Origin of the sequence: Microbacterium sp., assembly GCF_047605725.1 — a bacterium.
GTDB lineage: Bacteria > Actinomycetota > Actinomycetes > Actinomycetales > Microbacteriaceae > Microbacterium.
The window spans coordinates 1-20,750 of record NZ_JASGFE010000056.1; the positions used below are offsets into that span (position 1 = coordinate 1).

Sequence of the window (20,750 nt, forward strand, 5' to 3'; positions counted from 1 at the left end):
TCAAGGCTCAACGAGCCTCAACCCCCGAAATCAGCCGAAGGCGACACGATCCAGGCCTGGTGATCGACGATCGTGCGCTAAAATTCGCGCATGGTGGCGAAGATGAGCCGTGTGGTGGCTCTCGTGCTAACCTCGGGCTTTCATCGTTGGATAACCAGACGGATCTGTACGACACGTATATGAGTTCGTGCGGACCCGATACCGACCTCGGGGGTCACCTCAGCGGACAGTCTGGTGAGATTACGCTCGCAAACAACACTTTGGGGCTATACCTCTGTACGAAAGTGCTATGGCCCGCAGGGGCCCGGTGTAATCAAGCAAGCATCATCTTCAACCCGGATTCCACGTATCTCAGCAAGACCAGCAATGGGTGGACTGACACTCAACTCTACAATGCTCGGCGGAATGTATTGTGCCACGAGATCGGACATAGTGTCGGCTTGTATCATGACACTGGGCTTGGGGGTTGCATGCAATCGGGAGTAGTGCCGAATAGTGTTCTTCAATATCCGCAACATCATGTCATTCACATCAACGCTGAGCACTGATGTGTCGAGCACTGCAGACGAGGTGATCCGATGAGAGTCCTCAACACCCACCGCGCGATGGCGTCGCTCCTGATCGCAGTCGCGCTCGGGACAACAGGGTGCGCGACGCCGAGATCTACAACGTCCGAACCCGGCGCTTCCGCGACGCCGAGGGTTGACAGCGCCATGACAAGGCTCTCGTCGCTCGACATCAGTGAGATCGCAAACATCGTCATGGTCGACGCGGAAACCCTGGCATCGACCTCGGACGCCGTGATCGTGGGAACGTTGCGCCAGTGGCTCGTGGGAGACAAGGTCACCACCAAGAGCGGGGCTGGCGTCGGCGCGGCGATCCTCGCGGAGGTCGAGATCGAGGACGTCGCACAGCTATCAGAGGGCACGCGCCTGTCGCCGGGAGAGACGATCTACCTGACATTGATCTCCGGCACCATGGAAACCGAGAAGATCGTCGATGCTCTGCCTGCGGAGCTACAGATCGCCGCCTACCTGGAAGGGCCTCTGAGCGGCGACCAACTCGACGTGAACGATGCGCTTTCGGTCGAAGCGGGCGACGCCCGCGCCGCCGGACTCCCGCGCTGGGTTCCTGAACCACAAGGTCTCGTCGTGGTCGACCCCGACGATCCCCACCAGCTCCTCTGGCCGATGCTCGGGTCGCGGCAGGAAGGCACCCTCGACGACGCGCTGCCGGGCGGAGCGCTCAGCGGACAGTGACGCAGCCGTGCCGGCGGTCACCGGAACGCGGTGCGGCTGGTCGCCGTCGCCGCCAGTTCGACACCCTCGGGGACGAAGACCGCGAGGATCGGCGGTCGCCACAGGGTCGCGACCGTCACGCGCGCCGAGAGCCCGTCCGGGGCCTCGGCCGACACCACGCGCGCCTCGCCCGCTGCGACCACGATCTCCTCCGCCTGCTCGCGCACCCCGGCCGCGGTCAGCGACGCCGCCGGGGCGCTTCCGTCGACCGCGATCGTGAACCCGTCTGCTCCGGCGAGGGCCGCCGCATCGGCCACCTGCTCGACGCGCTTCTGCGCGAGGTACAGGCTCGTCGCGTCGACGCACACGAACACGAGAGCCAGGGCGAGCAGGGCGTAGCCGAGGGTGAGCAGGAGCACACTCCCCTCCTCCTCACGCGCCGTCATCCGACACCCCACGTGCGCGACACCTTCTGCACGGCGGTCGAGGCGACCGGCACGCGCGCGAGCCGCTCCAGCCCCAGCACCGGCGGCACGAGCGGCAGCGCCACATCGACCGCCACCGTCACCACGAGCGTCGCGCCCGCGTCCGGGCATGCGGCACCCACCGGCGTGCACCGCAGCGACACCTCGACCGACCCGGCATCCAGGTCGTACTCCTCCACGATCGCCGCGAGCACCCGATCGGCCCGATCGGCGGCGGTCGCCGGGTCGGATGCCGTCGCCACCGCCCGCGCGATGTGCCGCGCGCCGGCCTCGACCCCGAGCGACTGCCCCTGGATCGCGCCGAGCGCGATCACGAGGTAGACGATCGGCACCAGGAGCACGAGCCCGGCGAGGATGAACTCCAGCGCCGCGGTGCCCTCCTCGGCATCAGTCCCCTGGCCGGTCGAAGCTCTCCACAGGCGCACTCGCGGTCACCTCCCACGCGCGCGGCGCACCGAGCAGTCCGACCAGAGGAAGCCTCGCCACCACCGTGACCTCGACGACCGGATGCCCGAGCCCGGTCTCCTCGAGGGCGACCACGCTCTCGGCGAACCCGTCGCCGACCGTGCGCGCGATGATCTGCGCGGTCCGCGCCGCCCCGTCCTCGAGCGTCGTGTCGGCCAGCGCGGCGTGATACGCGCCCTCGACCGCTGCGTCGTGCACGACGTTTCGGACGTACACAGCGAGCCCCAGCTGGATCACCGCGAGCGTCAGGACCGTCAGAAGCGCGCCCACGAGAACGAACTCGACCGGGCTCGACCCGCGCTCGTCGCGCAGAAGCGCCATCGTCGCGCTCAGATCCCGGACACGCTCGCGATGGCCTGCTCGAACAGACCGGCCAGCGCCGGACCGGCGAGCGCCCAGATCGCCACGACCAGGCCCGCGGTCATGAGGGTCACCAGCACCCAGCCGGGCACGTCGCCGGCCTCGTCCCGCAGGAACCCCTCGTCGCTGCGGCGCAACCGGCCCATCTTGTCGCGGATCATGTCGCTCTCCTTCCGTCGTCGCGCCTGGGCGCGTCATCCAAGCCCCAGTCGCAGCATCACGATCCCGGGGAAGACCGCCACCAGCACCGACAGCGGCAGCACCAGGAACACCAGCGGCACGAGCATGACGATCTCCTTGCGGCCGGCCTGCTCGATGAGCCCGCGCTTGGCGTCCTCCCTGGCATCCGCCGCCTGCGCCTGCAGCACCTGGGCGAGCGGGGCGCCGCGGTCGATCGCCGCCACGACATGGTCGATGCTCCGCGAGACCGCCGCCACGTCGAGCTCGCGCACCAGTGCCGTCAGCGCGTCGCGCAGGTTCGAGCCGGTACGGGTGGCGAGCACCGCGCCGCGCAGCTCGTCGGTCAGCTCCCCCGCGCCCACCTCGCCGACCCGGTGCAGGGCGTCGAGCAGCCCCTCCCCGGCGGCCAGGCACAGCCCCAGGAACTCCAACACGGTCGGCAGCTCCTCCTCGATGCGAGCCGCACGCCGCCTGGCGGCGCGCGCGAGCCGCATATCGCACAGCACCGCGCCGATGACGGCGAGCATGGCCGGCAGCAGCACAGCCGCCGCACTGAACCGTCCCGCCAGGGTCAGTGCGACCAGCGCCGCACCCCCGACGAGGAGGCCGGCCAGGGCCCAGGCGAGCTGCCGCGCACGGAAGGCCGTGGCATACATCGACCAGCCCGCCCGTCGCAGGCGTCGTGCGATCGTCGGCGCGCCGCCCAGCCCCGTCAGCATCCGCTCGAGACGATCGCGCCACGCACCGGCGAGAGCCGGGGCGGCAAGAGGCGTGAGGCCGCCGGGGTCGGTCACATCGCGCACGTACGGTGCGATGCGCCGCTGCAGGCTCGGCGCCGCCCACCGCGGCACGCGCGTCGCGGCGAGCAGGATGCCGCACGCCAGGGCGCTCCCGAACACCACCGCGACCGCCGCGACCGTGACCGGGCTCATGCGAACCACCGCCTCGGCTCGGGAAGCCGTCCGATCCGCAGCATGAGCCGGAACGCGAAGGCCGACACCGCGGCGCCGGCGACGATCAGCGCGACGCCCTCGACGCTGGAGTAGGCCTCGGCGCCCTCGGGGCGCATCGACAGCAGCACGAGGATCACCCACGGCGCCGACACGCCCAGCACCGCCGCCCCACGGATCCACGACTGCCGGGCCTCCACCTCGGCGCGCAGAGCCGCCTCGGCCCGCACCGAGGCCGACAGGGCACGCAGCACACCGGTCAGCTCGGTGCCACCGACCTGGCGCGCCATCCGCAGCGTCTCGACGATCCGGTCGGCGACCGGGTCGGCGAGCACCGTCTTCAGCCGCAGGATGCCGGAGTCGAAATGCCCCGAGGCGGCGATGTCGCCCGCGAACAGAGCGAACGCAGGCCGCAGCGCCGGCGGGGCCGACACGGACAGGCTCGAGACGGCATCCGGCAGGGACAGCCCCGCACGCACCGAGGCGACCAGCAGGTCGCACACGTCGGGCCACAGCGCGCGCCGCGAGCGGCGGAGCCGTTGCGCCCGCCCGCGCAGCCAGAGCGCCGGAGCCGCCGCGGCGGCCACGGCCGCCACCGCGGCGAACGCGGCGAGCGTCGTCAGCAGCCACGCCACAGCGGCGGCCACCGCCCCGGCGCCGGCCGAGACCGCCACCAGACGTCCCGGGGCGACGTGCGCGAACCCGGCCTCCTGCAGAAGGCGCCCGAGCGCCCCGTCACGGGCCGGCCGCTCGCGCTGCGTCTGGCGCGGCCACATCCACGGCGAGACGGCGAGCAGGATGCCGGCCGCCAGCAGAGCGCCCCACACGAACGTCATCGCCGCGCCCCTTTCCACACCGCGCGCGTCTGGATCGCGCCGTCCTCGACGCGGCCGGTCGGGGCGACGATCTCAGCGACGCGGCGGCGGCCGTCGTCATCGCGCGTGCAGTGCACGACCAGGTGCACGCTGGTGGCGATAGCGGGAAGCACGAAGGCCGCGTCTATGTTGCGCCCGGCCAGCAACGGCAGCGCCGAGAGCTTGCGCAGCGCCTCGGCGGCGGAGTTGGCGTGGAGCGTCGCCGCGCCCGGCACGCCGGTGTTGAGAGCGAGCACGAGGTCAAGCGCCTCCGCGTCGCGCACCTCGCCGACCACGAGGCGGTCAGGGCGCATCCGCAGCGCCTCCTTCACGAGCCGGCGCAGGGTCACCTCGCCGGTGCCCTCCAGGCTGGGCTGCCTGCCCTGGAGCCCCACGAGGTCGTGCGCGCGCACCGCGAGCTCGAAGGTCTCCTCCACGGTGACGATGCGCTGGTGCGGCGGGCAGGTGTCGACGAGTGCGGCGAGCATCGTCGTCTTGTCCACCTGGTGCTTCTGACGCACCTGATCGGTGGAGGTGATGACTCTGATGAACAGGGATTTTGCAACAAGGATGCCCGCTGCGGCAGGCGCGAACCTGCGGGTGGTGCGGTACATCCGCCTGGCAGCCAAGCCACGCACGAAGGCCGATGAAGGCGACCTCATGGCGCAGCGAGAAGCGTGCCGAGAGTGGTGCCAGCATCGCGGCTTCGACGTGACCGAGACGGGTGAGCTCCGATGAGCGCGAACGTGCTGGAACGTCGTGCGACGACAGCACCGGCCGGCCTGGTCGAGCAGGTGTTGATCTACTTGCGGATCAGCGAGGACCGCACCGGGGAGGAGGCCGGCGTCGAGCGCCAACGCGCGGACTGCCTGGCCCTCTGCGCCCGTCTCGGGCTGTCGGTGTCCGACGAAGACGTGTTCATGGACAACGACACGTCGGCGTACCTGAACAAGAAGCGACCCGACTTCGACAAGATGCTGGCCCGGATCAAGACCGGCCCCTCCCGGGTCGTGGTGTGGCACGTCGACCGGCTCTACCGCCGGCCACGCGAGCTGGAAGACCTGATCGACCTCGTGGAGTCCCACCCGATCCGCATCGAGGCCGTGATGGGCGGGGCGTTCGACCTGAACACCCACGAAGGCCGACTGATGGCCCGCCAGCTCGTCGCGATGGCCGCCTACGAGTCCGGCCACAAGGCCGACCGCATCCGCCGCGCGAACCGGCAGAAGGCCGAGCGCGGAGAATGGCACGGTGCCGCAAAGTTCGGATACGGACTCGGAGGCGTTCTGATCCCCGAACAGGCTGTCGTCGTGCGCGAGATGGCCGACAGGTTCCTGGCCGGCCAGTCGCTGCGGTCGATCGCCAAGTGGCTGAACGAAGAGTCCGGGGTCCCGTCCCCGCGCGCGGACAAGGGCACCCTCGGGGTGTGGCACGCGACCACCGTGAAGTCGATCCTGGTCTCGGCACGCATCTCGGGACAGCGCGCCTACGAACCGGCGCTCAAGGGCCACGACGGCCCCAATGGCCGCGAGATTCTCGGGCCCGGAAACTGGGAGGCGATCGTGACCCCGGAGGAGACGACCCGCATCCGGGCGATGCTCGGCAGCCCCGACCGCAGGGTCGGCGCGTCCTCGATCACGTTGCTTTCCACTATCGCCACTTGCGGCAAGTGCGGTGCCGGGCTCGTCTCGGGTAGAAACCCCCGAAACACCTCCCCCGGCAAGCGCCACTACTACCGCTGTATGCCGGTCCCGGCCTACCCCGAGCGCGGCGGACTGTCCGTGTCGGCAATCGGATTGGAGGAACTGGTCAGCGAGGCGATCATCGCCCGCTTGTCAGTGACCGCGCTGCCCGAGCCCTCGGCGGAGTCCTCCGGGATCGTCGCAGAAGCGATGGGCCGCATCGTGGCTGCCCGAGCCCGACTGGAAGACCTTGCCCGCGACTACGGGGCCGGCGTCCTGACCCGGGCGGAGTTCCACGCGGCGCGGGTCGCGGCCCAGGAGGCGATCCACGGCGCTGAGCTCGCGTTGGGGAAGGTGAACCGGACTAGCGCCTTGAAGGGGCTCCCGATCGGTGACGAGGACGCGCTACGCCTTGCCTGGGCCGAGGAGTGGTCGATCCCGCAGAAGCGGGCAATCCTGAGTTCGCTGATCGACACCCTCGTCGTCAACCCCGACCCCTACTGCGGATCGCGGTTCCGTCCCGAACGGGTCGACCTGACCTTCAAGGCGTAACCGCAACCAAAGGACGGAGCCCGCCGTACCTTCTGAGAGGGTGCGACGGGCTCCGTTTGGATGTACGGGTGCTCTCATGCGGGGTGCTCTACGAGGTCGCGGAGCTTGGCAAGAGCCACCGGGTCCTCCACCGCGAACGGAACCCCGGACGCCTCGCACGCCGCCCGTGTCCACGCAGCCGTGTCGAAGCCCACCGGCAGCATCGACGCATCCGGCATGGGGGCTGAGACGTCTGCGGCCTCCACCTGGCTCACCGCCAGGCGCGACGCCTTCACCGGCCGTGTCATCGCAGCTCTCCAGTCTCCGAATCCAGGCCGGCGTAGAAGGCGTCCTCAGCCTGCCGGCGGGCGGCGGCGTCATCGAGGACGAACTGCACGAAGTCCTGGTCGCGGTTCTCGATCAGCCGGTCCTCGACCGGCTCGGCGGCCTCCTCGCCGGGCCAACTCGTCTGCCGGGTGGGGCGGTCGCGGTCCAGGCGGGTGCCGGAGGCGGCGACCCAATCGCGGAGCCGCTGGCGGGCGTCGGCGAAGTCGCGGTGCCAGCCCAGCGGCGCGGAGCCGTTCTGCTCCGGGTCGTAGGCGCACAGCCAGTGCAGGTGCAGCGCGGACAGCTCCCAAACCAACTCAGGATGCCGGTGCCAGAACGGCGGGATGACGGATGCAGGGAGCCCATAGGTGTGGCGGAGCCAGTCGACCCACTTGTTGAGTTCCAGCCACTCGGCTTCGGCCTCGTCGGCGGTCAGCAGGTTCCAGTTGATCGGGTGCGGTGGCTCGGCCAGCGTTGGCTCGCCGAAGCCCTGTGCGGGGTCGTCGCCTGGCAGCTCGTCCTCGGGCGGCTCGGGCGAGGTGGCGTGGTCGGTCATCATCGCCTCACAGGGCCAGCGCGGCGGGTGTCTGCCGCGAGGTGGTTGGGGAGGCGAACTCGGGCGGCACGTCCCGGGAGCGGCGGGGTGCCTCGGCAGGGGCGTCGGCGACGACCGCACGGTCGGTCTGCGCGGATCGGTCGGCGTCGTTGCGGCGCCGGCCGATCTTCCAGACCTCGAACTCATCGCCTTCGATGGTTTTGCCGTCTTTGACGTACTTGATCGGGCGAATGCGGCCTTCGGCGGTGAAGTTGTCGCCCTTGTTCAGCAGCGCGGCGGCTTCCTCGGCGGCCTCGCCGTAGGCGACGATCGGCATGTATTGGGTCGGCAGCTTCGTGAAGCTCCCGTCCTGCTCCCGGCGGGCTTGCCTCTGACCCGCACGCGCGTAGAACCGCGCCGTTCCGTCGCGAGTCGGGTCGGTGACTGGTTCGGTCGAGACATATCCCGAGAACGACTGGTAGGTGTGGATAGCCATCGGCCTTCCTTCCTGGCATCGGCGGCGGCCCCACAGCGGGGCCGCTCTGTCAGGCAGGTGCGCTCGCCGGCTCCTACGAGCGGCGCTCCAGCAGGGCTTCGATGCCGGTCCGGTCGGCGCGGAGCTGCGCGGCGTCGGGGCGGCTGGTCCAGGTCTGCATCCGGGTGACGATGGGCGGCGCGGCACGCAGCAGCACGAGCGCGGTGCCGAACGGGAGGGTGCGGATGGTGTCGGGTGGCATGATCGGCACGCGCCGGATGGAGCGTTGCGCGGAGCGGGAGCCGTGGTCTCCGATGGTGGTGGAGTCGGTCAGCTCGTCGCGTTCCCCGATGAGGGTGGTCAGGTCGTGCAGGTCGCGACTGTTGGAGGCTCCGCCGAGGATGATCTTCACGATGCTCGCGTCCCAGATCGCGCCGGCCGCGTTCTCCGACCACTTCTCCCTGGCTTGGGCGAGGGACTGGAGCACGGGCATGGTCGTGATCCCCGTGCCTCCGCCTTCGGCCATCAGCGTCGGCAGCGACGGGAGAGGCGCGAGGTTGCCGACCTCATCGAGCGCGAGCAGGAGCGGCGGGTCGAGGCGTGCGCCGGGGCTGCGGGCGGCGATGCGCCGGGCGGCTTCCACGAGGTCTTCCACGAACGCCGCGACCAGGGCCGCACTGTTGTTCGCTCCGGCTCCGGTCGCGAGCAGGAACAGGGTGCCCCTGGCGCGGAGGAATGCTTCGGGGTCGAAGTCCTCGCCCTCGCGGGGCGAAACGGCGTCGAGCACGCGCGGGTCCGCGAGCGCGGCGAGGGCGAGGGAGACGCCTTGCCAGATGGAGTCGCGGGTGCGGGGGTCGGAGTCGATCATCGCCTGCAAGGAGTCCGCCCACCCGACCGCGGCGCGCGGGCTCGCGGTCAGGATCGCCACCGCATCAGCAGCCGTGGCCGGGTCGAGGGTCCAGCGGAACAGCTCGCCCGGCGGGCGGCGGTCCAGCGCGGCGGCGTGGAGCAGGGCTTGAAGGGCCGTCCTGGTCTTGCCTTCCCAGAACCCGCCGCCCTCGACACCGCCGGCGGACAGTCCGGTGCCAGCGGCGAGGCCGGTGGCGCGGATCATCGCGGTCAGCGGGTCCTCGCAGCCCCGGATGGGGGACCAGCGCAACCCGGCGGGGACTTCTTCGGCCAGGTGTTGCGGGTCGAAGACTGCGACCGGCCCGACCTTCTCCCGTGCCCGCAGCGTCGCGGTGAGGTTGTCGGGCCGGGTGCTGGTGGTGACGACCGCGCCGGGCGCGTCGAGGATGGCGTTGATGACGATGTGGGCGCCCTTGCCCGAGCGTGGCGGGCCGATGAGCAGGATCGAGTCTTCTACTGACGCCCACACCTCCTTGCCGCGTGAGGTGCCGATCCGGTAGCCGACCTGCTGGGGCTTGGGCTTGTCGAGGGAGGGTCGTAGGTGCCCGGCGCGGTGCAGCAGGGCCTTCTCCGAGGCCGCCTTGGTGACCTCGGTTCGGGTGGCGATCCCGGCGATCCGGTACGGGTCGGCTTTGAGCTGTCGGCCGTGCTCGCGGATGAGCTGCCATACGCACACGGCCAGGGCTGCGGCGGCGATGATGAGCACGGCCGCGGTGGTCCAGTACGCGACCGCGCTCAGGCCCGGTGCGCCGAGCGGCGTGGCGGGGTCGCCGGGGTGCAGCAGGACGCCCAGCCCTGACTCGATGCCGCTGGCGGGCTGGCTGGTGCCGGTGATCCAGGCGGCGACGGAGCCGGCGCCGCGCAGGATGCCGGCCAGGATCGCGGCGGCGATCAGGAGGCCGATACCGAGGTTGGTTAGCTCGTCGCCGAGCGGGCCGGGCGGCCCGCCGGGGCGTGGGGTGCTCACTTCGCGTGTCCGATCGTGACGGCGCCGGAGACGCGGCCGAGCAGGATCACCTCGCGGGTCGGACTCGCGGCGAGCTGATCGCGGGTGAGCAGTCCGCGTGCGGTGCCGTCGCCGGCGGCGTCGGCGTGGGCGATGACAACCGCGACGGCCACGTCCTCGCCCGGCACGAACCCTGCGCTGTGCAGTGTTAGTAGTCCGTTGACGGGTGGGACCGGCTTCTCCGGTTCGGGGTCGGGGCGGCGGCGTTTGCCGGGGGTGATGATGTCGGTGAACGCGGTGCCGTCTGCTTCGCGGAGCTCGACCCGCACCGGCGAGCGGTACTGCTCGGTGAGCTGGTCGAGGATGCGAGCGAAGTCCTCACGGCCCCACGGTGGGGCGAATGGCTCGGGCTCGTGCGGGGCACCGTCGACCGTGACGGTCATCTGCCCCTCGATGGTGATGTCCATGACGACGTGCGGGAGCACGACCGGCATCTCTGCCGCGTCTCGCTGATCCCGGTGCTCCCCGTGGACCGCCTCGGCGGGGGCACGCTTGTAGCGCGGCCAGCTCATCGGGAGCCCTCACGTTCGTTCACGAATACCGATGAACCGTCAGAAATCCGGGGAACGTGAGCCCCCACGACTGCCTCTATTGCTACTGGTTCTTTTCGGCCTCTCATGTCCGGTAGGTGCGCTCTGGCCGCTGGGTTGCTGCGTTCGCCGGGTCTGCTCGGCAGCCTGACAGCGCTTCGGGATTCCCGCAGGTTTCTGAGTGTCCTCGATGTGTGAGCAGGGTTCCTGAACTGGAACGATCATTGCCTTGACGCTTGCGCGGAGCGTGGCGACGGCGCTGATATCGCCGCAGGATGTTGCCGGCGGGCGTGATCGGCGGAAGCGGCTTCGGTCGCTGCGCGCATCAGATGGATTGTCGACCCGTCTTGGATTGGCTGATCGCGCGGTATCGGCGGGGCGTCACGCCGATGCTGCGATGGAACTGTCGAGCTGCGAAATCCGCCGCATTCCAACCAACCTCGCGGGCAATCACCGCGATAGGCGCATCCGTGGTGCGCAGAAGAGTTGCCATCCGTTCTGTGCGCAGCATCGTCAGATATGCGATAGGCGACTTTCCATACGCCTCCACGAAGACTCGGCCCACCTGAGACTTGGACAGGTGCATCTCGCGCGCGAGCTCCGTCATCGACCAGTGCCGCGCCGGGTCGGCGTGTAGCAACTCGGCTGCCGTCCGTGCCTCGCTACGCAGGGGCGCAAACCGGCGGTGACGCGGTAACGTCGGCCAGGCTCTCGCTCGTTGGGTTGGGGACGTGCGGATCGGGGAGGTCTTGACGAATGGCGCGATGACATGCGCGATCGAGAACCAGAGCGCCTGCATCCGATAGAAGTTCTCGACCTGCCGGCCGGCGACGCTGAGCGTGGCCAGCTCATCCAGCCAGGGCATGAGGACGCCGGCCCGATCCTCACCCAGGCGGAGAATCTGCGCCGGCTCGGTGTAGATCGTCGCGGCGAAGTCCTGGGCATCGAGTCGGTCCTGAAATAGACCGACGTACTGCCAGAACACCTGATCGACCACGTAGTCGGTATCTGCGCAGATGGTGGTTACCGTGAAGTGATCCTCCGGCTCCGCGCCGCACAACACGTTCGCTCCGAGCAGGATGGCATCGCCGGGCTTGACCGGCTTCTGCCCAAACTCGCTGAGCAGAATCGCCGAGCCGCTGCGCACCACGATCACTCTTACGCAGTCGTAGGCTGTCGGACTCACCGGACAGTGTGTCGTCCGAGTGCTGGCGAGTAACGGAAGAAGCGCGGCCATGTGGAGCAGTCATCACGGGATGTCGTGAGCGGGCCGTCAGGTGATCTTGCGGCGGTAGGTGATTACCGCGAAGGTGTATGCGACGAGGAGGATGCCGATGCACCAGGCGAGGGCGATCCAGAGCTCGTTGCCGACCGGTGTGCCTGCGAACAGGTCGCGGATGGTGTTCACGATGGGGGTCACGGGCTGGTATTCGGCGAACCAGCGGACGGGGCCGGGCATGGTGTCGGTGGGCACGAAGGCGGAGCTGATGAAGGGCAGGAAGATCAGCGGGTAGGAGAACGCGCTCGCGCCGGTCACGGTGCTCGCGGTGAGGCCGGGGATGACGGCGATCCAGGTCAGGGCGAGGGTGAACAGGATGAGGATGCCGGCGACGGCCAGCCATGCGCCGAGACTGGCTCCGGTGCGGAATCCCATGATGAGGGCGACGCCGATGACGATCGCGAGGGAGATGAGGTTGGCGATCAGCGAGGTCAGCACGTGCGCCCACAGCACGCCGGAGCGGGCGATGGGCATGGATTGGAAGCGTTCGAAGATGCCGGCCTGGGTGTCGGTGAAGAGCCGGAAGGCGGTGTAGGAGATGCCGGAGGCGATCGTGATGAGCAGGATGCCGGGCAGCATGTAGGACACGTAGGTGCCGGTGCCGTGTTGGATCGCGCCGCCGAAGACGTAGACGAACAGCAGCATCATCGCGACCGGGATGATCGCGGTGGTGATGATGGTGTCCATGCTGCGGGTGACGTGCTTGAGGGATCGCCCGGTGAGAACGGCGGTATCGCCGAGAAAATGTGTAGTCATCGTTCTTTCTCCTACTTCTTGCTCGACCGGGAAGTGCTGTCGAGGCCGTGCTTGCCCGTGCTGTTGTCGTCGTTCCAGTTCTCGCCGATGACGGCGAAGAAGACGTCTTCCAGGGTGGGTTGCTTTTCGACGTATTCGACCTTCGCGGGCGGCAGCAGCTTCTTCAGTTCGTCCAGGGTGCCGTTGACGATGATTCGTCCCTGGTGCAGGATCGCGATCTGGTCGGCGAGCTCTTCCGCTTCGTCCAGGTATTGGGTGGTCAGCAGCACCGTGGTGCCGTCCTGGGCAAGCTGTTGCACGGTCCGCCACACCTCGATGCGCGCCTCCGGGTCGAGTCCGGTGGTGGGCTCGTCGAGGAAGATCACCGGTGGATTCCCGATCAGGCTCATCGCGATGTCCAGCCGGCGGCGCATCCCGCCGGAATAGGTCGATGCCTTCCGGTTCGCGGCCCCGGTCAGGTCGAACCTGTCCAGCAGGGCGTCGACCACGACGCCGGGGTTGGCCAGGTGCCGCAACCGGGCGACCAGCACCAGGTTCTCCCGGCCGGTGAGGATCTCGTCCACCGCCGCGAACTGCCCGGTGAGGTTGAACGATTCCCGCGCCTTCCCCGGCTGACGGGCGACATCGAACCCGTTCACCGTCGCCGTGCCGGCGTCGGTCTTCAGCAGCGTGGACAGGATTCTGATCGCGGTGGTCTTACCCGCCCCGTTCGATCCCAGCAGCGCGAAGATGCTGCCCCGCGCCACGTCGAAGTCCACGCCCCGCAGCACCTCCACCTTTCCGTAGGACTTCTTCACGCCCTGCATGCTGATCGCCGCGGTCGTACCTCGTTGAGGCGTCATCGGCGTCTCCTCTCTTGTCCTTCGGGTGCGAGCGGCCTTGGCCGGCCACCGCTATCTTGTGTCACGATATAGTAGTATCATGTGTCACGAGGTAGCGCCAGCAGGGCGTGCCGACCGGGAAAGGGGCTGAAGCCATCGACGGGCTGACCGAGATGCTGAAGGGCACGCTGGAGGGCTGCGTCCTGAAGATCATCGACGCCGAGGAGACCTACGGGTATGCCATCACCCGCCGGCTGAACGACCTCGGTTTCAGTGATGTCACCGACGGGACGGTGTACACGATCCTGCTGCGGCTGGAGAAGCGCGGACTCGTGAACGTCTCCAAACGCCCCTCCGAACTCGGGCCGCCGCGGAAGTTCTACACGCTCAACGATGCGGGGCGCGTGGAACTGGCGACGTTCTGGGCGAGATGGAGCTATCTGTCGACACGCATCAATGAACTCAAGGAGGACTGAGTATGAACTTCTGGGAGCAGGTCACGGGAAGCGACCTAAACAAAGACTGGCAGGCGTTCGAGGCGCGCGCCGCCGCACTGCCGCAGGACTACCGGCAGGCATGGCAACAGATCAAGGGCGGTCTGATGCTGCACGGCGACTTCACCGGCCGGAACCTCACCCCCATCTTCGACGGGGTACTCGGGCTCATGGAGACCACCGCCGCGGAAGGCGAGAGCGCGAAAGAAGCACTCGGCGACGACATACCCGGCTTCTGCGCTGCCCTCGTCGGAGGCGACAAGGACCATCGCGATCGGTGGAACTACCGGCAACGGTGGCGGGAGCAGTTGAACCGGAACGTCGCCCGCAAACTGAGCAGGCTAGGAGACTGACATGAGCATCCGAGACATCATCGACGGCAAGCGGCAGTGGCGAGCTCACATGGCGCGGATCAAGGCCCTGCCACCGGACTACCGGATCGTCTACGCGGAGATGCAGAAGTACCTGTTCAAGGTCGGAACGGTGTCGCTGACCGGCGGCAATGTGCTGGCGGAAATCGCCGACTACTTCGAGGACGGAGCCGCATCCGGCAAGAGCGTCACCGAGCTGATCGGCCCCGACGTCGCCACCTTCTGCGACGGCCTCATCGGCGACTCTCCCACCTACGCTGACCTCTACCACCAGGCACCCACAGCAAACCCTGACACCAACGGCAACCCGAACCAGTGAAACACAGCCCAGTGACCGCTGACCTGACGGGACGCTGGCGCCGCCGGGCCCGAACTCGCGGATGCAAGCCAGCGGCGAGGACGCCCGCCGCATCAGCGATCTGTTAGGGCTTCGCGTCGAGTCCGTCGCCCGCTACCTCGGTATCCTCGACCCCCGACCTCAGCACGACACCGCGAGCCGACCCCGAGGACGATACCGTGAGTTCCACGAACTCACGACCTCACCCGCATACCAGCAGCCGTGACGCCGTGAGTTCCCGGCCTACGAGGCTTCAGGATTCCTGAACTTGCGGGGAAAATCTCCATGCACTCAAGTTCCTCCTGACGCCCCGGCTGTCTGAGAGGCTCGCTTCCCAGGTGGTGCAAGGTTCCCCGTGCCCTGACGACACGTTGAAGAACCCTCACTGTGGCTGAAGGTTCTTCGGTATTATTGACGCATGGTCGGTTACAGTGAACTGAGACGTTTATGAAGCTGGTCGCGCTGCAAGGTGGCGGCGCGGTTGACGAGGTGCTGCGCAGTGCCCAGGACGCGGAGGACTTCGAGCAGGAGCTCGTCGACGAGTATGCGCTGGCGATGGCTGCTGCCGGGCTCACCGATGGGCATGTGCGGACGACGCGGGCGGCGGTCATCGAGTTCGCGCGGTCGCTGACCTGCCCGTTGTGGGAGGCGACGGCCAACGACGCTGATCGTTTCATGGCGGAGCAGCGGCGCAAGGGCCTGTCGGTGACTACGCGGGCCGGCAAGGCCGGGTCGCTGGCGCAGTTCTACGAGTTCCTCGTCGCCCGCTATCAGGGCCAGATTCGCCGGATGACTGGCGTGACGGTCGAGCAGCCGATTGACGAGTTTAACCGGCAAAAGGGCAAGTCGCTGGGCAAGGTCAGGGTGCCGCCCTCTGATACTGAGGTCGAGGAGTTGTTCACCGGGTGGCGCGGCTCGATCCCCGATGCGAGGAAGTACCTGCCGGCCGCTCGCGACTACTTCGCCGCGTCGCTGTGGCGGCGGTTGGGTCTGCGGATCAACGAGTCGGTGATGCTCGACATCCGCGATTGGCGGCCCGATCTGGGCGGGTTCGGCAAGCTCCATGTGCGCTTCGGGAAAGGCTCGGGCGGCCGCGGGTTCAAACCACGACTGGTGCCGGCAATCAACGGTGCCGATCAGCTCATCGACTGGTGGCTGGCCGAGGTCCGTCACCAGTTCGGCGACGACTGGCAGAACCCCGATGCGCCTCTGATGCCGTCCGAGCGGTTCGATGACGAGCTCGGACGGTGCGGGAGGATCGGTCACAACTCGCTGAGACGGGCGCTGACGATCCAGACCGAGCGGTTCCTGCCCGCCTGGGCGGGCCGGCTGACGCCGCATGTGCTGCGGCACTACTGCGCCTCGTCGCTGTATGGGGCCGGGATGGACTTGAAAGCGCTCCAAGAGCTGCTGGGCCATCAGTGGCTGGCGACGACCTCGGGCTATGTCCATGTGCGCAGCGAGCACGTCGAGCTCGCGTGGCGCAACGCGAACCAGCGGGTCGAGGCCCGCCTGACAGGGGAAGGGTGAGAAAACCGTGAAGTGGAACTTGCGGATGAGAGCCGCCGAACGGGGCATCTGGAAATCAGCCGAGCTCCGCCGCCAGCTCGCCGCGGCTGGGGTGGTGATCAGCGCCGGGAAGATGTCGGGCTGGTGGTCGGGCACTCCGCCGACGATCCGACTGGAAGAACTCGACGTGATCTGCTCGATCCTCGACTGCACCCCCTCTGACCTGATGACTCCGGAACCGGAGAACGTCGCCGCCCGCCGGCCGAAGAAGGCCGAGACGATCAATGGTGAGAGCGAGACCGGGCCGCGGGTGTCTCCAAGGTTCGGTAACCCGCGGTCAGAGCCGCCATTGTGAGCACGCGGAAGGGGATCAACTCACGCTTCCGGCCCCCTCGAGCGTGCTTCACCTGCGGCGTCAACGCGGCGGCATGGACCTGGCCTGCCGTCGACTACTGCTACGACTGCCTGCCCGGTGGCCCGTTCCCCGCTCCGCCCTGCGAGCGATGCGGGTCGGACGCCTACTACAGCCAGGGCCTCTGCGACCGCTGTCACCCCGGCAGTCCGGAGTACGTCGGCTCCTGCAAAGACTGCCTCGCCTGGGGCGTGTATCGCCGACACAACTGGAAGTGCTGGCAATGCCGCTGGTGGTCCAGCCATTACCCGGTCGGCGACTGCCTCTACTGCTGCCGCCACGTCACCGTCGGCAACCAGGGAGCCTGCCGCCTCTGTCTTGAGAACGCCCGCCACATCCACGTACCCGGCCAACCCCTCGACTTCGAGGAAGGCCCCCGGATCGGCCTGCAACTCTTCTTCGCGAACATGGCCCCGAGACGTCAGCCGAAGCCGCCGAAACAGTCCGTGCGGGCTGCCCGCATCCTCCTGGCGCAGCAGGCCGAGGAAATCACCGGCTGGGAGCAGCCCGCCCTCTTCGACCTCTCTCCCGACCCGGAAGTGCTCCGCGAACTCACCACGGCTCAGGCCCACGACTGGTCCTGGCGAACCGATGGCATCGTGTTCGAGCACGCCGAACGCTTCGGCTGGTCGAAGCGCCAGACCAACCAGGTTCGCCGCTCGTTGAAGATGCTCCAGATCCTCGCCCCCGAGGGCGCGACGACCATCCGCGCGACCGAGGTGATCCGGTTGCGCCGCTACGACAGCGACAGCAACGTCCGCTCCACCCTCGACGTCCTCGCCGTCGCCGATATCCTCATCGACGACCGCATCCCGACCATCGATCGCTATTTCGCGGGCAAGTTCGACCAGCTCCCCGAGACGATGCGCACCCAGCTCGAGCTCTGGTTCGACATCATGCTCAACGGCAGCCGTATCCCTCCTCGACGCAAGCCCCGTGAGGAGACGACCGTGCGCGTCCAGATCATCGGGCTCGCCCCGATCGTCACCGCCTGGGCCGAAGCCGGCCACCAATCCCTCGCCGAGATCAGCCCGGCCATCCTCATCGACTCGCTGCCCGAGGAATCGGCCAAGAGGCACGCTGCAATGCTGGGCCTGCGTTCCCTGTTCACGATCCTCAAAGGCCGCAAGCTCGTCTTCGCCGACCCGACCAACAGCATGGGTTCCTACCAGCTCAACGGCACCACGCCGCTACCGCTGGAACCTGCGGAGATTCGCGCCGTCCTCAATCACGACGACCCTGCGATTGCCCTGGCCGTTGCGATCGTCGCCTTCCACGCGCTCACGAATCTGCAAGTCCGAAATCTCCAGCTCACCGACATCAGCGACGGACGCCTCACGATGCCCGACGGCCGAGTCATCCTCCTCGCGGGGCCGGTCCGCGACCGCCTCACCCGGTGGCTGGACTACCGTGCGACGAAGTGGCCGAACACCCGCAACCCGCACCTGTTCGTCACGATGCAAACCGCACCCAGGCTGAACTCGCCCGGCCACCAGTTCCCCTGGAAGAAGGCCGGCATCTCAGCCAAGGCCCTCCGCGAAGACCGCATCCTCGCCGAAGTCCGCGCCACCGGCGGCGACCCGCGCCGTCTCACCGACCTGTTCGGGCTGAGCATCGAAGGCACCAATCGCTACGTCGACACCCTCGAACACCCCGACCTCACCAAGCCACCGTGAGCAGAGGGCAGAAGCTCCCGGCATGACCGGGAGGCCAGCGGTGAACCTGAATCATGCCCTGCTATTCGCCTGCGAGGACACGGCTGATGCCCTCCCGATAGGTCGTGATCGTGAAATCAGGGAATCGCGATGCGAACTTTGAGGAGTCGAAGATGTTGTCCTGCCGGTAGCGCGGCAGCAGCTCTTCGCTCTCCTTGACGGCAGGATTGAGCAGCCCGCCGACACGGAACACCCACCGGGGCACCGTCGTATAGCCGATCCGTCGGCCGGTCACCTCGGCAGCAATATCGATCATCTGCCGGTAGTCGAGGCGGTGCTGATCGATCGGAAGATGCCAAGTCTGTCCGAAGGCGTCCGGGGTGTTGCCGATCAGTGCCATCGCCTGGCTGGCATCCGGGGTCCAGATCAGGCTGCGCTCGGCGCGAGCGTTCAACGGCACCAGCGGGCGCTTGCCCGCTGCGATGCGGTTGAAGATCACCGAGTTGCTCAAGCTCTGGGTCTTCCCGGGACCGTAGAACTCCGGGGCCCGGCAGATCACCGCCTCGATCCTGCCGGCCTGCATCTCGGTCAGCAGCGTCATGGCGATTTGTGCCCGCACCGTCGCTTTACGCCCGACCGGTTCGAACGCGGTGTCCTCGGTCTGCGGTGTAGCGGTGCGAGGGTACATGTAGGTGTTGTCGAAGAAGACCAGCTTGCTGTCGTGCTTCTGACAGGCGGCAATCGTGTTCGCCATCATGGTCGGAAACTTCTGCTCCCACAGCCCAGAGTCCATCGGCAGGCCCACCGTGAGATAAACGATCTCGCTTCCCGCCACCGCCGCTTTGGTGGCCTCGGCGTCCATGAGATCGGCGGAGACGAGCTGATCGCTGTCATTCACCTCGCGCGGGTTCCGGCTGACCAGACGGATGTCGTGGGTGTGGTTGCGATGGAGTTCGCGGGTGAGTCCTTCGGCGATCTGGCCGCCTGCTCCCAGCACGGTCTGCATGATGTCCTTCCGGTTCGATTCTGATGCGCGGTCCCGCGGGTAGCTCAGAGGAGTGCGGCGACCTTGGTGGCGGTCTCCTTGGCCGAGCCGGGGTTCTGCCCGGTGACGAGCCTGCCGTCAACGACGGCGTTGGAGACGAACGGCACCAGCGCCTTCGAATAGTTCGCCCCGCGCTCCTTCATGCGCTCTTCGACGTTGTAGGGCACGAGCTTGTCGACACGGGCAAGGACCTCTTCGCGCCAGGAGAACCCGGTGATGTTGCGGCCGGCAACGAGGTAACTGCCATCGGAGAGTGTGGTGTCGAGCAGTCCGCAGTAGCCGTGGCAGACCGCCCCGACGACTCCACCACGTTCGAAGATCTCGCGGGTGATCCGTTGCAGGCCCTCGCTGCCGGGAAAATCGAACATCACTGCGTGTCCGCCGGTGAAGTAGATCGCGTCGTAGTCGGCCGAGTCGATCTGCTCGGGGCTGGCCGTGTCCTCCAGCAGCGCCATCCGTGCCGGGTCGTCATGCCAGGCCTTGGCGGACTTGTCGTAATTGGGGAACTTCAGCGACCGCGGTTCCAACGGCGACTTCCCGCCTGCGGGACTCACAATCGTCTGTTCAAAGCCACGCTCGGCGAAGATGTCGTAGGCGTGGGTCAACTCCGACAGCCACAGTCCGGTCGGGTGCGAGGGGTCGGCGTCGTAGTGGTCGACGTTGGTGACCACGAGCAGGATGCGTGTACTCATGAAGGGTTCTCAATTCTGGGTGAGGTGATGGGTGGGAACACAGTGGTGAAAATCGAGCGCACACGCTCATCGACCACGCCTTGGTCGGCGGCATTGAGCTTGCCGTCGAGGTGCAGGAACGCGAGCCCGTGGGCCAGTGACCACCCGGCAGCAGCGAGAGTGACCGGGTCTGATTGCGGGGAGACCGTAGCCATCACTGCTTCGAGATAGTCGTGCAACGCACCGGCAGCTTGCACCCGCTCGTCGTCCTGGTCATCGCAGGGTTGCCCGAACATGAGCCGGAACAAGGCAGGTCTACGCAGCGCGAAGCGGACATACCCGACCGCGAGTTCAGCCACCTCGGCGGTCGATCGTGGAAGCGGTGTACCCCCGGCCAGGTCGCCCATCAGCTCGTGCAGCCCGTGCACGGCCATCGCGGACTCTAGCGCTTTCCGATCCGGGAAGTGGCGATACGGGGCGGCTGTCGATACCCCTGCGCGGCGGGCGACTGCGCGCAACGAGAACGCCTCACCACTTTCAAGTATCTCCAGGGCGGAGAGCACGAGCGTTGCCCGCAGATCACCGTGGTGGTAGCCCGGCTTGGCCGACTCCGATTCCATCGACACCCTCCCTAAGTAAGCACTGCTTACATTAGCACGGGGTGGCCAGCCGAACACCGTGCGACGCATCCACTGTCGGCCGGTTACGGCAGTGACACCAGGTGAAAGCTTGCCGAGCGGTGAGGCGCGTCAGGGGGACCTCAGCCGCAGACGACCAAGTTCCGCGAACATTGAAATCGAGATAATCTGAGGACGCATCGAGCACTCAAGTTCCGGCGAAAACCTTCAATATTTCGACGAACTTTTAAACTTT

At 67.7% G+C, this 20,750-nt stretch carries 26 protein-coding genes; 8 read left to right on the plus strand and 18 right to left on the minus strand.

Annotated features, from left to right (window positions below; translation table 11 throughout):
• The first annotated feature begins 578 nt into the window (after window positions 1-578).
• Window positions 579-1,259: a hypothetical protein gene (locus QM641_RS11075; protein ID WP_415116426.1), complete on the plus strand. Its 681-nt coding sequence runs from the start codon at window positions 579-581 to the stop codon at window positions 1,257-1,259.
• Window positions 1,260-1,276: 17 nt separating this feature from the next.
• Here the strand turns inward: QM641_RS11075 and QM641_RS11080 are convergent, their stop codons facing one another.
• The 7 genes from QM641_RS11080 to QM641_RS11110 are packed head-to-tail and all read right to left on the minus strand — an operon-like array spanning window position 1,277 to window position 5,146.
• On the minus strand, window positions 1,277-1,684 hold the full coding sequence (locus QM641_RS11080) for a pilus assembly protein TadG-related protein (RefSeq protein ID WP_415116428.1): 408 nt from the start codon (window positions 1,682-1,684) through the stop codon (window positions 1,277-1,279).
• On the minus strand, window positions 1,681-2,148 hold the full coding sequence (locus QM641_RS11085; RefSeq protein WP_415116430.1) for a TadE family protein: 468 nt from the start codon (window positions 2,146-2,148) through the stop codon (window positions 1,681-1,683). The genes QM641_RS11080 and QM641_RS11085 overlap by 4 nt, the downstream gene beginning before the upstream one ends.
• Window positions 2,111-2,509, minus strand: a complete 399-nt coding sequence (locus tag QM641_RS11090; protein ID WP_415116432.1) for a TadE/TadG family type IV pilus assembly protein — start codon at window positions 2,507-2,509, stop codon at window positions 2,111-2,113. The genes QM641_RS11085 and QM641_RS11090 overlap by 38 nt, the downstream gene beginning before the upstream one ends.
• A gap of 8 nt (window positions 2,510-2,517) precedes the next feature.
• Window positions 2,518-2,709, minus strand: coding sequence for a hypothetical protein (locus tag QM641_RS11095; protein ID WP_415116434.1), 192 nt, complete (start codon window positions 2,707-2,709; stop codon window positions 2,518-2,520).
• Window positions 2,710-2,742: 33 nt separating this feature from the next.
• Window positions 2,743-3,660, minus strand: a complete 918-nt coding sequence (locus tag QM641_RS11100) for a type II secretion system F family protein (protein ID WP_415116436.1) — start codon at window positions 3,658-3,660, stop codon at window positions 2,743-2,745.
• Window positions 3,657-4,514, minus strand: coding sequence for a type II secretion system F family protein (locus QM641_RS11105; protein WP_415116438.1), 858 nt, complete (start codon window positions 4,512-4,514; stop codon window positions 3,657-3,659). The genes QM641_RS11100 and QM641_RS11105 overlap by 4 nt, the downstream gene beginning before the upstream one ends.
• Complete coding sequence (locus QM641_RS11110; RefSeq protein ID WP_415116440.1) at window positions 4,511-5,146, minus strand: ATPase, T2SS/T4P/T4SS family; 636 nt, start codon at window positions 5,144-5,146, stop codon at window positions 4,511-4,513. Before QM641_RS11110 ends, QM641_RS11105 begins: the two co-directional genes overlap by 4 nt.
• Window positions 5,147-5,266: 120 nt before the next feature.
• On the opposite strand from QM641_RS11110, the gene QM641_RS11115 reads away from it, so the two are divergent.
• Window positions 5,267-6,766, plus strand: a complete 1,500-nt coding sequence (locus tag QM641_RS11115; RefSeq protein ID WP_415116442.1) for a recombinase family protein — start codon at window positions 5,267-5,269, stop codon at window positions 6,764-6,766.
• Between the two features lie 74 nt (window positions 6,767-6,840).
• On the opposite strand, the gene QM641_RS11120 is transcribed toward QM641_RS11115, so the two are convergent.
• The 8 genes from QM641_RS11120 to QM641_RS11155 all read right to left on the minus strand — a co-directional run bounded on the left by QM641_RS11120 (window position 6,841) and on the right by QM641_RS11155 (window position 13,404).
• Window positions 6,841-7,053 (minus strand): hypothetical protein, encoded by a 213-nt coding sequence (locus QM641_RS11120; protein ID WP_415116444.1) that lies wholly within the window; start codon window positions 7,051-7,053, stop codon window positions 6,841-6,843.
• Window positions 7,050-7,628: a hypothetical protein gene (locus tag QM641_RS11125; protein ID WP_415116446.1), complete on the minus strand. Its 579-nt coding sequence runs from the start codon at window positions 7,626-7,628 to the stop codon at window positions 7,050-7,052. Before QM641_RS11125 ends, QM641_RS11120 begins: the two co-directional genes overlap by 4 nt.
• A 7-nt stretch (window positions 7,629-7,635) precedes the next feature.
• The gene (locus tag QM641_RS11130; RefSeq protein WP_415116448.1) at window positions 7,636-8,103 is read right to left on the minus strand and encodes a single-stranded DNA-binding protein; all 468 of its coding nucleotides are present in this window, start codon (window positions 8,101-8,103) and stop codon (window positions 7,636-7,638) included.
• Window positions 8,104-8,176: 73 nt separating this feature from the next.
• A complete protein-coding gene (locus QM641_RS11135) occupies window positions 8,177-9,958 on the minus strand; it encodes a type IV secretory system conjugative DNA transfer family protein (protein WP_415116450.1) in 1,782 nt (593 codons plus the stop codon).
• Window positions 9,955-10,509: a hypothetical protein gene (locus tag QM641_RS11140; protein ID WP_415116452.1), complete on the minus strand. Its 555-nt coding sequence runs from the start codon at window positions 10,507-10,509 to the stop codon at window positions 9,955-9,957. The genes QM641_RS11135 and QM641_RS11140 overlap by 4 nt, the downstream gene beginning before the upstream one ends.
• 343 nt (window positions 10,510-10,852) lie before the next feature.
• Window positions 10,853-11,683 (minus strand): helix-turn-helix domain-containing protein, encoded by an 831-nt coding sequence (locus QM641_RS11145; protein ID WP_415116454.1) that lies wholly within the window; start codon window positions 11,681-11,683, stop codon window positions 10,853-10,855.
• A gap of 117 nt (window positions 11,684-11,800) precedes the next feature.
• Window positions 11,801-12,562, minus strand: coding sequence for an ABC transporter permease (locus tag QM641_RS11150; RefSeq protein WP_415116456.1), 762 nt, complete (start codon window positions 12,560-12,562; stop codon window positions 11,801-11,803).
• An 11-nt stretch (window positions 12,563-12,573) separates the two neighbouring features.
• A complete protein-coding gene (locus QM641_RS11155; RefSeq protein WP_415116458.1) occupies window positions 12,574-13,404 on the minus strand; it encodes an ABC transporter ATP-binding protein in 831 nt (276 codons plus the stop codon).
• Between the two features lie 152 nt (window positions 13,405-13,556).
• On the opposite strand from QM641_RS11155, the gene QM641_RS11160 reads away from it, so the two are divergent.
• The 6 genes from QM641_RS11160 (at window position 13,557) to QM641_RS11185 (ending at window position 18,182) form a co-directional block, all read left to right on the plus strand.
• Window positions 13,557-13,859: a PadR family transcriptional regulator gene (locus QM641_RS11160; RefSeq protein ID WP_415116475.1), complete on the plus strand. Its 303-nt coding sequence runs from the start codon at window positions 13,557-13,559 to the stop codon at window positions 13,857-13,859.
• Between the two features lie 2 nt (window positions 13,860-13,861).
• Window positions 13,862-14,230, plus strand: coding sequence for a DUF1048 domain-containing protein (locus QM641_RS11165; protein WP_415116460.1), 369 nt, complete (start codon window positions 13,862-13,864; stop codon window positions 14,228-14,230).
• Window position 14,231: 1 nt separating this feature from the next.
• Entirely contained in the window at window positions 14,232-14,567 is a 336-nt protein-coding gene (locus QM641_RS11170; RefSeq protein ID WP_415116462.1) for a DUF1048 domain-containing protein, read from the plus strand.
• A gap of 465 nt (window positions 14,568-15,032) precedes the next feature.
• Window positions 15,033-16,115, plus strand: coding sequence for a tyrosine-type recombinase/integrase (locus tag QM641_RS11175; protein ID WP_415116464.1), 1,083 nt, complete (start codon window positions 15,033-15,035; stop codon window positions 16,113-16,115).
• Between the two features lie 7 nt (window positions 16,116-16,122).
• Window positions 16,123-16,449, plus strand: a complete 327-nt coding sequence (locus QM641_RS11180) for a helix-turn-helix domain-containing protein (RefSeq protein ID WP_415116466.1) — start codon at window positions 16,123-16,125, stop codon at window positions 16,447-16,449.
• Window positions 16,446-18,182: a hypothetical protein gene (locus QM641_RS11185; protein WP_415116467.1), complete on the plus strand. Its 1,737-nt coding sequence runs from the start codon at window positions 16,446-16,448 to the stop codon at window positions 18,180-18,182. Before QM641_RS11180 ends, QM641_RS11185 begins: the two co-directional genes overlap by 4 nt.
• A 61-nt stretch (window positions 18,183-18,243) precedes the next feature.
• Here the strand turns inward: QM641_RS11185 and QM641_RS11190 are convergent, their stop codons facing one another.
• From QM641_RS11190 to QM641_RS11200, 3 genes are read right to left on the minus strand one after another with little or no spacing between them, the layout of a single operon-like run.
• Complete coding sequence (locus QM641_RS11190) at window positions 18,244-19,167, minus strand: NAD-dependent epimerase/dehydratase family protein (RefSeq protein WP_415116469.1); 924 nt, start codon at window positions 19,165-19,167, stop codon at window positions 18,244-18,246.
• A 44-nt stretch (window positions 19,168-19,211) separates the two neighbouring features.
• The gene (locus QM641_RS11195) at window positions 19,212-19,898 is read right to left on the minus strand and encodes a type 1 glutamine amidotransferase domain-containing protein (RefSeq protein WP_415116471.1); all 687 of its coding nucleotides are present in this window, start codon (window positions 19,896-19,898) and stop codon (window positions 19,212-19,214) included.
• Entirely contained in the window at window positions 19,895-20,497 is a 603-nt protein-coding gene (locus tag QM641_RS11200; protein ID WP_415116473.1) for a TetR/AcrR family transcriptional regulator, read from the minus strand. Before QM641_RS11200 ends, QM641_RS11195 begins: the two co-directional genes overlap by 4 nt.
• Window positions 20,498-20,750: the final 253 nt, after the last annotated feature.

Bases quoted from the DNA above. Each gene is read 5' to 3' on its own strand.
- QM641_RS11075 (WP_415116426.1), top strand. From the start codon at position 579: ATGAGAGTCCTCAACACCCACCGCGCGATGGCGTCGCTCCTGATCGCA.
- QM641_RS11080 (WP_415116428.1), bottom strand. From the start codon at position 1,684: ATGACGGCGCGTGAGGAGGAGGGGAGTGTGCTCCTGCTCACCCTCGGC.
- QM641_RS11090 (WP_415116432.1), bottom strand. From the start codon at position 2,509: ATGGCGCTTCTGCGCGACGAGCGCGGGTCGAGCCCGGTCGAGTTCGTT.
- QM641_RS11095 (WP_415116434.1), bottom strand. From the start codon at position 2,709: ATGATCCGCGACAAGATGGGCCGGTTGCGCCGCAGCGACGAGGGGTTC.
- QM641_RS11100 (WP_415116436.1), bottom strand. From the start codon at position 3,660: ATGAGCCCGGTCACGGTCGCGGCGGTCGCGGTGGTGTTCGGGAGCGCC.
- QM641_RS11105 (WP_415116438.1), bottom strand. From the start codon at position 4,514: ATGACGTTCGTGTGGGGCGCTCTGCTGGCGGCCGGCATCCTGCTCGCC.
- QM641_RS11110 (WP_415116440.1), bottom strand. From the start codon at position 5,146: ATGTACCGCACCACCCGCAGGTTCGCGCCTGCCGCAGCGGGCATCCTT.
- QM641_RS11115 (WP_415116442.1), top strand. From the start codon at position 5,267: ATGAGCGCGAACGTGCTGGAACGTCGTGCGACGACAGCACCGGCCGGC.
- QM641_RS11120 (WP_415116444.1), bottom strand. From the start codon at position 7,053: ATGACACGGCCGGTGAAGGCGTCGCGCCTGGCGGTGAGCCAGGTGGAG.
- QM641_RS11125 (WP_415116446.1), bottom strand. From the start codon at position 7,628: ATGACCGACCACGCCACCTCGCCCGAGCCGCCCGAGGACGAGCTGCCA.
- QM641_RS11130 (WP_415116448.1), bottom strand. From the start codon at position 8,103: ATGGCTATCCACACCTACCAGTCGTTCTCGGGATATGTCTCGACCGAA.
- QM641_RS11140 (WP_415116452.1), bottom strand. From the start codon at position 10,509: ATGAGCTGGCCGCGCTACAAGCGTGCCCCCGCCGAGGCGGTCCACGGG.
- QM641_RS11150 (WP_415116456.1), bottom strand. From the start codon at position 12,562: ATGACTACACATTTTCTCGGCGATACCGCCGTTCTCACCGGGCGATCC.
- QM641_RS11155 (WP_415116458.1), bottom strand. From the start codon at position 13,404: ATGACGCCTCAACGAGGTACGACCGCGGCGATCAGCATGCAGGGCGTG.
- QM641_RS11160 (WP_415116475.1), top strand. From the start codon at position 13,557: ATGCTGAAGGGCACGCTGGAGGGCTGCGTCCTGAAGATCATCGACGCC.
- QM641_RS11165 (WP_415116460.1), top strand. From the start codon at position 13,862: ATGAACTTCTGGGAGCAGGTCACGGGAAGCGACCTAAACAAAGACTGG.
- QM641_RS11170 (WP_415116462.1), top strand. From the start codon at position 14,232: ATGAGCATCCGAGACATCATCGACGGCAAGCGGCAGTGGCGAGCTCAC.
- QM641_RS11175 (WP_415116464.1), top strand. From the start codon at position 15,033: ATGAAGCTGGTCGCGCTGCAAGGTGGCGGCGCGGTTGACGAGGTGCTG.
- QM641_RS11190 (WP_415116469.1), bottom strand. From the start codon at position 19,167: ATGCAGACCGTGCTGGGAGCAGGCGGCCAGATCGCCGAAGGACTCACC.
- QM641_RS11195 (WP_415116471.1), bottom strand. From the start codon at position 19,898: ATGAGTACACGCATCCTGCTCGTGGTCACCAACGTCGACCACTACGAC.
- QM641_RS11200 (WP_415116473.1), bottom strand. From the start codon at position 20,497: ATGGAATCGGAGTCGGCCAAGCCGGGCTACCACCACGGTGATCTGCGG.